The following is a 13,109-nucleotide window of genomic DNA, read 5'->3' on the forward strand; positions in this document are numbered from 1 at the left end:
GCTTTTTGGATAAAAAACTAGCATTATGGATATACACCCGTGAATTTATCATCATTGAGTTTATTCCCAGGTCTTAACAAGAAAAAACAGCAGTTTGCTGTGATCGGCTTAGGTCGTTTTGGTCGAGCGGCTTGCCAGGCCTTACATCAGGCGGGTCAAGAAGTGTTAGGGACGGATATTGATGAAAAACGTGTAACCGAAGTCGTCAATAATCACTGGGCGGCCCATGCGCTGCAGCTTGATTCCACGGATCCATTGGCGTTGAAGGAAGCAGGAATTTACGAGTTTGATACGGTCATTATTGCCATCGGTAACTATCTGCAAGAAAGCATTATTACGACTCTCAATGTTAAAGAAGCCGGTGTTGCCAAAGTCGTGGCTAAAGCTTCTTCAGAAGTGCATGGTAAGCTGCTCAAACGAGTCGGGGCTGATCAGGTGGTCTTTCCTGAAAATGAAGCGGGCTATGCCTTGGCCCGGACCCTGACGAAGCCTTCTATCCTGGATCACTTTGAGCTAGATCCGCAGCATAGCATCGTTGAAATTGTGGTGCCTGATGAATTTCATAATAAATCGATTGGAGAATTGCAGCTTCGTAGTCGTTATGGCCTCAACGTTCTAGCGATTTGTCGCGATCAGAAATTTAATATCAATCCCAGTCCCGATCTCAATTTGCAAAAAGGATCTGTGATGGTGGTGATTGGGGAAACCAAAGCGATTGATGAGCTGCCTCTTTAACAGGTGATAATGTTAATAGCCTACAGCTTGAGGAATAAGTCCTAGCTTTGTCTGATGTCTCGTCTTTAACTTCTATCCCCCAAGCCTCTCCTGAGTTCAAGTCAGGCTTTGTTGCCATTGTTGGTCGGCCCAACGTGGGGAAGTCGACGTTGATGAATCAACTGATTGGGCAGAAAATCGCGATTACGTCTCCAGTGGCCCAAACCACCCGCAATCGCCTCCGGGGGATTTTAACCACCCCCATAGCCCAAATGATTTTTGTGGATACTCCTGGTATCCATAAGCCACATCATCAATTGGGGGAAATCTTAGTCAAAAATGCGCGCATGGCTATTCATGCGGTGGATGTGGTGTTATTTGTGGTGGATTGCTCAGAGCCGTTAGGGGGTGGAGACCGATTTATTGCCCAGTTACTGGCCCAAACCAACACACCTGTCATCCTAGGGCTGAATAAGCTTGATATACAGCGGAAAACAGCCCAGCAGGCCTTGACATTAGACCAAACCTATAAGGCCCTGGCGAAAGAACACCATTGGCCCGTGTGTAAATTTTCGGCGTTAACGACGGCCAAACTCAAGTCGCTGCAGCGCCAACTGATTGAAAAGCTGGCTCCTGGTCCTTACTATTACCCCCCCGATCTGGTGACCGATCAGCCGGAACGGTTCATTATGGGAGAGTTGATTCGAGAACAAATTTTGCTGCTGACCCGGCAAGAAGTCCCCCATTCTGTGGCTATTGTGATTGAGCGAGTCGATGAATCACCCAAAATCACCCGTATTTTAGCCACCATTCATGTGGAACGCCCCTCTCAAAAACAGATTCTCATTGGCAAAAAGGGCAGTATGCTCAAAGCCATTGGCACCGAAGCCCGCCAACAAATTCAAAAACTGATTGCAGGTAAAGTTTATTTGGAGCTGTTTGTTAAGGTGCAACCCAAATGGCGGCAGTCCAGAATGCAGTTGGCGGAATTGGGATATCAGGTGGAATCAAATTAGGCGCGTCCGATCAATCTCGTGGATTCCTGTTGAGTGCTGCGCTAGGTGGGCACTAGTTCTCCCGGTCTGAGCCGTGCCCATTTACCTGCATCCTCGGAAAAGCTGGCACATCCGACGACATCCCATTCCATTTCGATCTCTTCCCCGCGATTGCGGATATTGACATTAATCGTCGGTTGCTCGGGTTCAAACTTGGGATGATCGGTGAGATGAGGCTGTAGATGCTGGGTTTCTACCGCATGATAGGTGATGCATTGATCAACGAATTGGCAATTGATGCAAATACACATGGTTCTCGCCCTCATCGAATGGCTAGAGCCTCGCTGCCCCAGGACAACTCCTAGCCCCTTACCGACACTTTAGCGGATTTGCGATTGAGGATGCCAGGTTTGTATAACCCTGCCTGTAAGGGGCTGCCCATACCAGGGCGTATTCTGGCTCAGGGATTTTAAGGTTTGGGCGTTAGCACACCAGGACTGCTGAGGATCAAAGAGCACCATTTCTGCGGGCTGCCCCACTTCCACCCTGGAAGGCGCTTGTCCCAAACAGTGGCTAGGTGAGGTACTGAGCCGTTGCCATAGGGTGAGGGGTGACCAGCGCTTGCTGGCGACCAAGGACTGCCACAGTAGGGATAATGCCAGCTCTAAGCCAATGGCGCCAGGAGGAGCCGCACTGAAGGCAACGGTTCTTTCTTCATAGGTATAGGCATGATGATCAATGGCGATCGCATCGATAACACCCGTTTCTAATCCTTGAATCAACGCCTCCTGATCTTCGATATTGCCAACGGGAGGATCTAATCGCCAGTTGACATCATAGGTACTTAGAGACTGGCTATTGCCTAACACATGCATCCAGGTGGTACTGGCCGTGATTGGTAGACCACGAGCTTTGGCAGCTTGAATCAGCTCGACACTTCGAGCCGTAGACACCCGCATAATATGAACAGGCACCTGAGTTGCAGAGATGATTTCTAACAGGGCTGCTAAGACCGATGTCTCAGCCATGGTGGGGGCTTCTGATAACCCTAATCGCAGGGCATCGAGGCCTTCGCGCATAACGCCACTGCCTGCTAAGGCTGGATCGCAAGGCCAAAGGGCAATGGGGTAGGACTCAGCCCCTAGATATTCACAGAGTCGTCGCAATAAGATGGCGTTTTGAAGCGATCGGCCATCACTAAACCCGACCACCCCAGCTTGAATTAAATCCGCATATTCAACCAGCTGCTTGCCTTCCAGATTTTGGGTCATGGCACCCCAAGCTTGGACTTGCAGAGGTAAATCAGGGGGAAGCTGAGCTTTGATTCGAGCTAAACCATCGCCATTATCCAGCGGCGGATGGGTATCGGGGAGAAGGGTGAGGCGGGTGAAACCCCCTGCGATCGCAGATGCGGTCAAAGACGCCAAGGTCTCCCGTGTTTCAAACCCCGGATCGTCGGAATGGCTATAGAGATCAACAAGTCCAGGCGCTAAGATCAGTCCTGAACAATCCCGTTCCTGACCGTTAGAGACATTGCTGGAACCGGGTTCTGTGATGTCTATGATTGTGCCATCTTCAATTAGGACATCAGCCACCCGATCAACTTGTGACGGTGGATCTAACACGCGCACTTGTTTGAGCTGTTCTTGTGTCATACCCGATCCGTCGTGGGTTCTCCTAGATCAAGACTAAAGATGGATACCAGTTATAGCGCCCCTGCTGCTGTTTGGTCCAATACACCGCCTGCTAAATGGGTGGTGATATTCATCGCCTGCAAAATGGGGTGACCGTCCGTATCATAATCGATGACGCTGACGGCGCCATTGCCCTGTTTGAAGCACCAAAAGTGTTCCGGTCCTAACCCAGCAAGATGACAGAGCACCACTTTGTTAATGGCATCATGGGCCACCACTAATCCCGTTTGTTCTGTTTTACCAGTGGCTAAGGCTTGGGCAACAATATCATCCCAAGCGGCAATGGCTCGGTCCCAAACCTGTTGCAAATTTTCACCTTCCGGCATTTGCACGGTTTCTGGGGCTGTACGCCACCGATCAAGCTCACCGGGATAGTGGTCTTCAATTTCAGATTCTAAACAGCCTTCCCAGGTCCCATGGCTAATTTCCCATAAAGGTTCTGAAAGATCGAGCTGCACCTGAGGGTGATGCTGGAGAATTAGTTCTGCGGTTTCTTTGGGGCGAGCCAGAGAGCTGCTGATGGCAAAGTCAATGGGAATTGTTTTGAGGAAATCGGCGGCCTGCTGACCTTGGCCACGACCATTGTCATTCAAGGGCACATCGATTTGTCCTTGAAACTGGCCGCGACGATTCCAGTCCGTTTCGCCATGGCGCACGAGAATAAGGCGTAATCCCTGATAATGCCGCCATAATTTGGGTAATGGCAATCCGAGATGATTTGTTAAGTTCAGGGCTTCAAGCTGCGGCTTTTGCTTAAAGCCATCGGGGAAATTGAGAACGCTAATATTGCAGTTGGCTTGCTGGAGTCGTTGATAGCGATCGGGGGTTAATCCGAGAGCGGTGCTGAGTAACGCTCGGTTAATGCCGCTATGGCCGACTAATAAGATGGTTTGCCCCTCATGTTGAGGCAGCAGTTTTTGCCATAGGGCTTTGGCCTGGTCGTAGAGCGCCGGGACAGGATAAAAAGATTCGGAACCTTCTGGGCTAGATAGCTCCATACAGAGCTTCTCTGGAGCAGAATTCCAACATTGATATTGTTCTGGGAAATCGGTTTTGACCTGCTCAAAGAGCATGCCTTCCCAAAGGGGGAGGCCAATCTCAATCAATCCTTGTTCCACCTGGATCGCTGGGACTGCAGCATTATTAGCGAGGGCATCATGAATCGTTGCAGCCGTTTGTCCAGCTCGCTGCAACGGGCTGCAGTAAATAGCATCAAAAGCAATTCCGTTTAAAGCCTCACCCACTCGACGGGCATCAGCTAATCCTTGTTCGGTTAAGGATGATTCATCAAGATGACCTTGGACGCGGCCTTCTACATTAAAGGTGCTTTCACCATGCCGGACCAATATTACGCGAGTAGCCAGGGACTTGACCTCCAGAAGGATAACGGCTGCATCAGGATGGCGCTCACTTGATATTCAGAGTGGTCTAAGCTGAGGCCAGAAAGATTTTAACCTGTGGTGAGGGTTGTTGGTTAGTGAATCCTCATTTCGAGTGCATTGATCGGCAGGAACCGATCAATGAGACAACAAAGATTAGGATAAGAAAGCTGTCGATGGCAAAGACTCCATATCCAACGTGATGAGGGCAAAGACTTCAATATGGCAAATGATCAAAAAATTCAGCAGCAACAGCGCTATCGCTTAGTCTTAATCATTTTGACCGCGATTGTAACCTTTCTGATTAGCGTGGAACTGATTAGCAGTTGGAGTCAGCCTAAAGCCCAAAGTCAGCTCAATCTCTATCAAAGTGATTTGTTGTTGCAAGCGTCGGAATGGCAGCCGGTCGTTGAAGATGAAGCGCCAACTCAAACCCTTTCTAATCCTCTTTTAGAAGCTGATCCTGTAGCCGCAGCTCTGAAAGCTTACCGCCAGGTCCGCAGTTCGGTGCAAACGGATTTGGAGCGGATGGAGAAAACGGCTTCATCGGAGGATGCTACAGCGATGGCTCAACAGCAAAATCGCAGTCAGTTCAGGGATAATTTAGATCTCAGAATTGGTTTACTGCTGGCTCAGTCGGATCAGGTCGAGGATGCGATCGCAACCTGGTCTCCCCTGACCACCTCCCAAACTACCGTCAGTAATGCCGCCGCCGCCTCCAGTTTAATGGGGCTATGGAGCGATCCACCTCAACTGCTGCCCAATGCTCAACAATCCCTTCAATCTCAGCTATCCGGCTGGTTTGAAGACCAAGCCTTAGAACGTCTGTTTACCTTATCTCAACGTCAAGACGACCTCACGACTTTACAGATTGACCAGCAAATCACGGCCAGCAGCGCCCTGGTTCGGGTCGTAACGATTAACGGCCTGACCTTGGTGGGGAACGGTGTCGGGGTCATTATTTTACTGTTTTGGCTCGTCCGATCTTGGCGACAACGAACCGGGGCGTCTAGTTCACCGCCATCCCCTCATCCCTTACAGGATTTTCAAATGCCACCCACTGATGCGAAGGTTGCACCCAATCTTGAGGCATCAGCCATTGATGAATCGCAAGTCTACTTAGCCCAAACAAGTCTGGCTAACTCAGTCTTGTGGCCTCCCGATCTGATCTGGCAAGTGATGGTGTTATGGTTTATTGCCTTCTTTGCGGTGAGTTTGTCGATTCCTGTACTGATCTATGTCTTAGGGATTAAACCGACTGCTTTAGGTGCTCGCCCCCAGGCCTATTTAGCCTTTTCCAACTATGCCATTCTGGTGGTGGTGGGCTTATCTATCTTGATCTGGTCTTTGAAAGGGTTTCTCTCCACTCCCTTCAAATGGTTTAGGATTCGTTGGCAGGGAAATTGGTTAGTCTGGGGAATGAGCGGTTATTTTGCAGCTCTCCCTCTCGTGATTTTAATTGCCCTGTTGAATCAAAAAATATTAGGTGATCAAGGGGGCGGAAATCCTCTGTTAGAGCTGATTATCCAAAGCCATGACCCCGTGACTGCTAGCCTCTTATTCATCATGGTGGCTGTTCTAGCGCCTGTCTTTGAAGAGATTCTATTTCGTGGGTTTTTCTTAACGTCTTTAACCCGATATCTTCCCATGTGGGGGGCAATCGGTATCAGCGGGATTGTATTTGCAGTCGCCCATCTCAACTTGGCCGATATCTTGCCGCTGTCTGTCTTAGGCTGTGTTTTGGGATTTGTGTATTCTCGTTCTCGGAATTTGCTGGCTTCGATGTTGTTGCACAGCCTGTGGAACAGTGGTTCGTTCTTGAGTTTACTGATTCTAGGGAGTAGTGCTCGTTAAAGATCTGTGATAGTCCATTGAGTATTGCTGATATCGATTAGCAATACTGGGTAACATCTTCACCACATTCATCAGCTAAGAAGACTAAAGCTTTAAACCGCAGTTCAACAAACTCATCGTAGGCTGGGTTTAGCTTGCACATCGGGGGAATATGAAATAATTCATGCCCGAAAAATACGATATCTCTTTCAAAAGGACATTGTGCAGGAATCAGTTGACAAATTCGATGGGCGACTTGAGGGTTTTCAAGATCAAGGGTCGAGAAATACCAGCGAACGACTTTCTTACAGAACGCTTTAATGGGATTAATGGGTGAAGGGCTAGGTGGGATATTCAGAGCGGTAGATTGCATCGTTTGATTCGATTTAAATAAGATAGGTACGTTTAGGAAAGTTGAAATAAAAGGCTTAATAGTTGTTATTTTGGGCTTCGATAGAGAAGTAACAGCCGAAAGCACAAGCGATAACCCAGATGCTTAAAATTTGAGTAATGATAGCTTCTAACATCAGAACGGACTCCTTGCTCTGGGCAGTAGTAGTAGAAGATGAATGCGAACTGCTTGGGGAATTAGCGGTCTGGACTCTTTTGTTACTGTTATTATGTTCAACTTGCCCCGAAAATCCTTGAGGATAATCACGGAACTTTCAAAGAAATAAACAGTATTTTTTTGCCGTGAATTGCGTAGATGTTCGCAGAAAGCTTCAGGGTCTCCGTATATTTATGGAACCTGGGTTCTAGAGCTTCATACTTAATTACGTATAAATGGAGAAAAATAAGGAGATTACATCAAGCAATTGTGAATATGATGCGTCAGTTTTGGCTTTGTTCTATTTGATATATCGTGAGATCGATAGAATTTTATGCCAGTTCTCTATTGAATCTCTGCAGATCTTCAGAACGAGTCAATTTGATATAGAGCTGTATGTGTCCAAGGTTGAGTTAGGCCTGAGCACCAGGCGTATTTGTGATTGCTTACACTGCAATCTCTTTGCAGAAGAGGTGGGGATAAGACTTGTGCGGTTTGCCTTGGTCGCATCAAGGTGCAGCTCTCACTGCATTGACTTCAGAGAAGGCCATTTTTAAAAGCACCATATCTTCTAGTTCTATAGCCGCTAGCGACAACACATATTGGGTAAGAGTATTCGACCTAAAAATTCTGAACTCCCTGGGCTATCGATAACAGACTTGTTCATGCTCTGTCCTTGGTGTAGTTGGGTATTGATAAAAAGACAGCTTAAATCTTAGAAAATAATTAAGAATTGAAATCAATGCCTACCTCTCAGTAATTGTCCTAAGGCTTGAAAAATCAGGAAAACAGACCTAATTCTTGTACTCTATGGAACAAATGACGAGCCAAAGGTTGCTACTGACTAGGTTGTGATTTGGTCCGTCATAAAATGGCGGTTTGGTAAGAGTCTGAAACTGAGAGAAGATTAAATAAAGTTAAAAAACATTGGTAGTATGTAGGAAAAAGAATCAAATATTTATTTTTAATCAATAAAAAATATAGTTCGATGATAAATCCATACTTTCCTGAACCAGACCTGTTCTCGGTCCGTTTAGGGCCACTACTGGGAGACTATCATTACTGGCTTAGTCGCTCTCGTTCCCTATTAGAGTTCGAGGAAATTGATTTTCTTGATACTCAACAGCAATCTGATTTACTCGGACGGGTGCACCAAACTTTGTCAGAGGTGATTGCTGCTCGCAGTCTATTCAAAGCAACATATGGACAAATTGGGATTGAGCTAAATTTGCTGGAAACCTGGCATGATCTAGTGTCTGAGTGTTGGCAGATCATGATCCAGCTTCGTCTAGGGCAGTCAAATTGAGCAAAATGGTTTAAATTTCAAAGAAGACTAGATCACTATAATTATAATTTCAGCTTGCATTAAAAGATGTCAGGCTACGAGCAATCCCTGAAATAATCTTGGCTTGGGAGGGCTATGGATGATGCTTCAGATTCTATATATGATTGCCTTTATCGTGTTAGCGGTATTGGCGGTAGGCAACTTGATCCGTAACGTTTATTCGGTGGGCTTTCTATCCCAGCGCGATTATCACTTGCCCCTTCCTCCTCCCGCTTATCCAGAAGATAAGCCTCAATTAGTCCCCCATCCAGAGCTTCTGGATGAAGCTGGCAATGTGATTGATGAGCCTCTGCTCGTCATGCGTTCCATGAGTGTAGAGGATGCCCGAGAGCAGTTAGATGCCCTTTACAATCAATCACCAGGCTCTAAAGAGGACGTTTAGGCCGCTAGGCTCCATTTGCGGCTTGCCCATAATGGTGAGAGTCTGTGCCGACGAGCATCCTCTTTCGTTGTAACCCTTGATATCCAATGGTGGAAAATTCTCAACCGCCAGATCCCTCCTGCCCTCCTCAGTCGATCTCCAAAAAGTTTTGGCAGCCAGGTCCAGCCAAGAAATTTCTCAAAACTGCTCGACACTTATTACAGCCGATCCGGCAAGGTAGCCAATCCTTAAAGCGATACTTTCAGATCGATGAGCAAGAGGTTGCGGCTATCTTAGAGCGGGTGAAAGCAACCTTACCGACCACAGAAGTCATTTTGATTGGTAAGCCTCAATCAGGCAAAAGTTCCATTATCCGGAGTCTAACGGGGGCGACTACAGACATTATTGGCCAAGGGTTCCGTCCCCATACCGCTCATACTCAGCAATATGCATATCCCACGGAGGAGCTACCGCTTCTCTATTTCACCGACACGATGGGATTGGGAGAGGCCCAGCCAGATACCTCTGATCCGATGATGGAGCTATCGCAGCTTCTCACCCCTGACAGCAGTCTGACTGTCGATACGCCGTCAGCGAAGGTCATGATTCTCACCGTAAAACTGAATGATTTTGCAACGGACTTTCTACAAAATGTGATTGCACAGCTTCGAGAGCAACATCCTCAAGTTCCCTGCCTGCTAGCGGTCACTTGTGCCCATGAACTCTATCCCCCTCATGTCGAGAATCATCCTGCTTATCCCCCTAATGAGGCTGAGGTCTCACGAGCGTTTGCCGCGATCCAAAAGCAGTTTGAAGGCATCTGCGATCGCAGCGTCTTGATTGACTTCACTCTGGAGGAAGATGCATTTACTCCCCTGTTCTATGGTTTGGATACCTTTGTAGACCAGTTGGCAGAGCTACTGCCGGAAGCCGAATCGAGACTCCTCCATCAAATCCTAGATGATGCCGGTATCGGGACTGAAATTGGCTCCCTTTATCGGGAAACCAGTCGACGCTATTTGACGACCTTTGCCGCTATGGCGGCGACTTTAGCGGCAGTTCCTCTGCCGTTTGCAACGATGCCAGCTTTAACGGCACTTCAAGTCACGTTAGTCAGTCTCTTAGGGCGACTATATGGCCAATCCCTCAGTTTGTCCCAGGCTGGGGGAGTGATTAGTGCGATCGCAGGTGGTTTTATTGCGCAAGTTGTAGGCCGTGAACTGATCAAGTTTGTACCTGGCTTTGGTAGTGTGGTCGCTGCGACTTGGGCTGCTGCCTATACCTGGGCCTTAGGAGAAGGGGCTTGTGTCTATTTTGGCGATCTATTGGGGGGTAAAACACCTGATCCTCAGCAAATCCAGCAGACGATGCAGCAATCTTTCCAAGAAGCCAAGATCCGGTTTAAGGGAGAGGTTTGGTCGGCAGACTCTCAATCCCCCCCGACAGAATAACCCTTATTTCCCGACAGAATAACCCTTATTTATGGAAACAATGTAGATCCGGCTCTCTTATTCAGACTGTTCGGATCGAATACGCAGGGAGAGAGATTGTGCGGTTCCCCCCTCTAGCTGGACGAGGGTATCTAAGTGTTGAGCAGAGTGGGATAAAGCGTTGGCCGAATATTGGATTAAATGAGTTTGCTTCATAAAGGTATCGACTCCAGGGCCAGAGCTATAACGTGCTGTTCCTGCAGTCGGTAGATTGGGATTGGCACCTACCAGCAACTGACCTGTCGAGGGAGGCGTGTGAGACCCCATGAGAATGGAGCCAGCATGGCGAATATGCTCCACCAAACGCCAAGGATCATGAAGGGCAAGGGAAACCTGAGCGGGGGCCATCCCATTGACGAGGGACGTCGCGTTTTGTATATCGTCTACGGTGATGACTAAGCCATAGTGGGCGATCGCTTTTTCCGTCAATATCCCATAGCTGGATAAGGTCTGATTCACTTCCAAGACGACCTTGGTCGCCAGGGTTGTATCTGAGGTGATTAAAATAGCTGCTGCGAGGGGGTCAGATTCAGCCTGCGCTAATAGGTCCGCAGCAATATACGAAGGATTGGCGGTATGGTCTGCCAGAATAACCAGTTCTGGAGGTCCGGTTAGAGCATCGAGGCCTACAGAGCCATACACTAATTTCTTCGCCAGGGTGACGTAGATATTTCCACTACCGGCAATGACATCTACCGCAGGAATCGTGGCTGTCCCATAGGCCAAAGCTGCAATGCCTTGGGCACCTCCCACCCGATAAATCGCTTCTATGCCAGCTTCCTGGGCTGCGACAAGTACGGCAGGATGCATCTGTTGTTCTGGCCTGGGTGGCGTCAACATCACAATGTTGGGGACACCAGCGACAACGGCTGGAATCGCATTTAAAAGGATTGGACTCGGAGAAATGTTTTGAGCCCCTCGGATATAGAGACCTACCCGATCCACGGGGGTGTAGCGTTGACCCACCACGACTTGGTGATCACCAAAGTGGACCTGACTTTGACGGCGTTGCTTGAGGTGAAAGGCTTTAATCTGCTGGGCATACGACCGAATGGCGTCCAATTGCTCCTGAGAAATTTGTTGATATGCTGCATCTAGTTCGGCACCGCTCACTTTGAGTTGGTCTAGGCTTAAGGTGAGGTGGTCGAACTCAGCGGTATATTGAAGCAGGGCTAAGTCACCTTGGCGTTGGACCGATGCTAGGACTTCTCGAACGGTCGATTCTTTGTGCAAAAGAGAGTCATCCTGAGTGCGATCGCAAATCCGTCTCAGTTCTGCAATTGCCTCCGCTTGCTGGGTAATGGTTCGGAGCATGACTCTGAAATGCCTATCTGCAACCGCCAGGGAAAGGATGCCATTCTCTGCAAATGTAACGCATTTACTGAGGAGGTGGGGGACAATGAGCGGCTCATGCCACCGGGTTAAAGTCGCCCCAGGCTTTGGTTAACGGCATGCTTTACTCTTGTCCTCAGCTTAACTCGAAAATTTATAAAGGGCCTATTGACAATTGGTGCTACAATATCCCTTTGGGTAATTAATCGTTCCATATTGGAAGTCTGCTGAGCAACTAAACGTGGCCAATATCAAATCTGCAAAAAAACGAATTCTAATCGCTGAACGGAATCGTTTGCAAAACAAAGCTTACAAATCAGCGATCAAAACTTTCACTAAGCGGTTTCAAGCAGCGGTGGATGACTACAAAAATAATCCCTCTGATGATCAGCTTGCTGCGATACAGAATGAGATGTCCGTGACTTACAGCAAAATTGATAAAGCTGTCAAGGTCGGGGTTTTTCATCGAAATACAGGCGCTCGGAAGAAAGCCGGTTTAGCTCGGATCCTCAAAGCAGCGACTTGAGGTTGGGCACCGTTTTTCCTGAAATCTAGATATAGCTGATTTTTTACTCTAGATTCTGTCTCCACCGCTTTGGACATTGCTTCTTCATGCAACTCATAGACACTCATGTTCATTTGAACTTTGATGTTTTTCAGCCTGATCTCGACCAGATAGCTCAGCGTTGGCGTGATCATCACATTGTGAGGTTAGTCCATTCTTGTGTTGAGCCATCGGAGTTTGAACAAATCCAAAGTCTGTCCCAGCGTTTTTCTGAACTCTACTATGCAGTAGGTGTCCATCCTCTAGATGTCGAGAAATGGACTGCTGAGGCAGAAGCTCAGATGCGATTGATGGCCAAATCTGATTCTAAAGTGGTGGCTATCGGTGAAACCGGTTTAGATTTCTTCAAAGCCAATAACTTCGATCAACAAAAGCAAGTCTTTTGGACCCATCTCCAGATGGCTCAGCAACTGCAGCTCCCAGTGATTATTCACTGCCGAGAAGCGGCAACCGCAATGGTGGAGTTGCTCGAAAAATTTTGGGGAATACACGGGTCCGTGAAGGGAGTGATGCATTGTTGGAGTGGCACCCCAGAAGAGACGCAACAGTTCCTAGCGTTGGGATTCTATGTCAGTTTTAGCGGTATCGTCACCTTCAAAAATGCGGCTCAAGTTCATGAGTCCGCCCGTCTTGTGCCTTGCGATCGCATTCTCATAGAAACAGATTGTCCGTTTCTGGCACCTGTTCCTGTGCGAGGTAAACGCCGCAATGAACCTGCAAACGTAAGATATGTAGCTCAGCAGGTGGCGGATTTGCGAGGCGTCCCTTTAGAAGAATTAGCAGCTACAACGACTCAAAATGCCTGTCGATTATTCCAGTTGTCTTTACCCGTTCAATCTTAAAAAAGATTGATT

At 48.0% G+C, this 13,109-nt stretch carries 13 protein-coding genes; 8 read left to right on the top strand and 5 right to left on the bottom strand.

From position 1 onward, the window contains the following. The first annotated feature begins 39 nt into the window (after positions 1-39). The gene (locus tag ON05_RS19680; RefSeq protein ID WP_010473575.1) at positions 40-735 is read left to right on the top strand and encodes a TrkA family potassium uptake protein; all 696 of its coding nucleotides are present in this window, start codon (positions 40-42) and stop codon (positions 733-735) included. A 47-nt stretch (positions 736-782) separates the two neighbouring features. Beyond that, positions 783-1,730: a GTPase Era gene (era, locus tag ON05_RS19685; protein ID WP_010473573.1), complete on the top strand. Its 948-nt coding sequence runs from the start codon at positions 783-785 to the stop codon at positions 1,728-1,730. A gap of 41 nt (positions 1,731-1,771) precedes the next feature. Here era and ON05_RS19690 read toward each other — a convergent pair whose 3' ends face one another. From ON05_RS19690 to ON05_RS19700, 3 genes are all read right to left on the bottom strand, one after another. Next, a complete protein-coding gene (locus tag ON05_RS19690; RefSeq protein ID WP_010473572.1) occupies positions 1,772-2,020 on the bottom strand; it encodes a Ycf34 family protein in 249 nt (82 codons plus the stop codon). 69 nt (positions 2,021-2,089) lie between these two features. Beyond that, positions 2,090-3,364: a dihydroorotase gene (locus ON05_RS19695; protein WP_010473570.1), complete on the bottom strand. Its 1,275-nt coding sequence runs from the start codon at positions 3,362-3,364 to the stop codon at positions 2,090-2,092. Positions 3,365-3,414: 50 nt separating this feature from the next. After that, positions 3,415-4,749, bottom strand: coding sequence for a histidine phosphatase family protein (locus ON05_RS19700; RefSeq protein ID WP_010473564.1), 1,335 nt, complete (start codon positions 4,747-4,749; stop codon positions 3,415-3,417). Positions 4,750-5,004: 255 nt separating this feature from the next. Between ON05_RS19700 and ON05_RS19705 the strand changes: the two genes are divergently transcribed. Further along, the gene (locus ON05_RS19705; protein WP_010473563.1) at positions 5,005-6,636 is read left to right on the top strand and encodes a CPBP family intramembrane glutamic endopeptidase; all 1,632 of its coding nucleotides are present in this window, start codon (positions 5,005-5,007) and stop codon (positions 6,634-6,636) included. Between the two features lie 37 nt (positions 6,637-6,673). On the opposite strand, the gene ON05_RS19710 is transcribed toward ON05_RS19705, so the two are convergent. Beyond that, entirely contained in the window at positions 6,674-6,988 is a 315-nt protein-coding gene (locus ON05_RS19710; RefSeq protein WP_010473562.1) for a Mo-dependent nitrogenase C-terminal domain-containing protein, read from the bottom strand. A 1,162-nt stretch (positions 6,989-8,150) separates the two neighbouring features. Between ON05_RS19710 and ON05_RS19715 the strand changes: the two genes are divergently transcribed. The 3 genes from ON05_RS19715 to ON05_RS19725 all read left to right on the top strand — a co-directional run bounded on the left by ON05_RS19715 (position 8,151) and on the right by ON05_RS19725 (position 10,319). Beyond that, the gene (locus ON05_RS19715) at positions 8,151-8,468 is read left to right on the top strand and encodes a DUF2605 domain-containing protein (RefSeq protein ID WP_010473561.1); all 318 of its coding nucleotides are present in this window, start codon (positions 8,151-8,153) and stop codon (positions 8,466-8,468) included. 121 nt (positions 8,469-8,589) lie between these two features. Further along, positions 8,590-8,889 (top strand): DUF2973 domain-containing protein, encoded by a 300-nt coding sequence (locus ON05_RS19720; protein ID WP_010473559.1) that lies wholly within the window; start codon positions 8,590-8,592, stop codon positions 8,887-8,889. Between the two features lie 86 nt (positions 8,890-8,975). Continuing rightward, the gene (locus ON05_RS19725; protein WP_010473557.1) at positions 8,976-10,319 is read left to right on the top strand and encodes a GTPase family protein; all 1,344 of its coding nucleotides are present in this window, start codon (positions 8,976-8,978) and stop codon (positions 10,317-10,319) included. 57 nt (positions 10,320-10,376) lie between these two features. On the opposite strand, the gene hisD is transcribed toward ON05_RS19725, so the two are convergent. Continuing rightward, on the bottom strand, positions 10,377-11,672 hold the full coding sequence (hisD, locus tag ON05_RS19730) for a histidinol dehydrogenase (protein WP_010473556.1): 1,296 nt from the start codon (positions 11,670-11,672) through the stop codon (positions 10,377-10,379). A gap of 259 nt (positions 11,673-11,931) precedes the next feature. Between hisD and rpsT the strand changes: the two genes are divergently transcribed. After that, positions 11,932-12,216, top strand: a complete 285-nt coding sequence (rpsT, locus tag ON05_RS19735) for a 30S ribosomal protein S20 (protein WP_010473554.1) — start codon at positions 11,932-11,934, stop codon at positions 12,214-12,216. An 86-nt stretch (positions 12,217-12,302) separates the two neighbouring features. Next, complete coding sequence (locus tag ON05_RS19740; protein WP_262562004.1) at positions 12,303-13,097, top strand: TatD family hydrolase; 795 nt, start codon at positions 12,303-12,305, stop codon at positions 13,095-13,097. Positions 13,098-13,109 lie beyond the last annotated feature (12 nt).

The sequence above is a fragment of the Acaryochloris sp. CCMEE 5410 genome, from assembly GCF_000238775.2.
Lineage (GTDB): Bacteria > Cyanobacteriota > Cyanobacteriia > Thermosynechococcales > Thermosynechococcaceae > Acaryochloris.

Coding starts and splice junctions, on each gene's coding strand:
- ON05_RS19690 (WP_010473572.1), bottom strand. CDS start 2,020: ATGTGTATTTGCATCAATTGCCAATTCGTTGATCAATGCATCACCTAT.
- ON05_RS19695 (WP_010473570.1), bottom strand. CDS start 3,364: ATGACACAAGAACAGCTCAAACAAGTGCGCGTGTTAGATCCACCGTCA.
- ON05_RS19705 (WP_010473563.1), top strand. CDS start 5,005: ATGGCAAATGATCAAAAAATTCAGCAGCAACAGCGCTATCGCTTAGTC.
- ON05_RS19710 (WP_010473562.1), bottom strand. CDS start 6,988: ATGCAATCTACCGCTCTGAATATCCCACCTAGCCCTTCACCCATTAAT.
- ON05_RS19715 (WP_010473561.1), top strand. CDS start 8,151: ATGATAAATCCATACTTTCCTGAACCAGACCTGTTCTCGGTCCGTTTA.
- ON05_RS19720 (WP_010473559.1), top strand. CDS start 8,590: ATGCTTCAGATTCTATATATGATTGCCTTTATCGTGTTAGCGGTATTG.
- ON05_RS19725 (WP_010473557.1), top strand. CDS start 8,976: ATGGTGGAAAATTCTCAACCGCCAGATCCCTCCTGCCCTCCTCAGTCG.
- hisD (WP_010473556.1), bottom strand. CDS start 11,672: ATGCTCCGAACCATTACCCAGCAAGCGGAGGCAATTGCAGAACTGAGA.
- ON05_RS19740 (WP_262562004.1), top strand. CDS start 12,303: ATGCAACTCATAGACACTCATGTTCATTTGAACTTTGATGTTTTTCAG.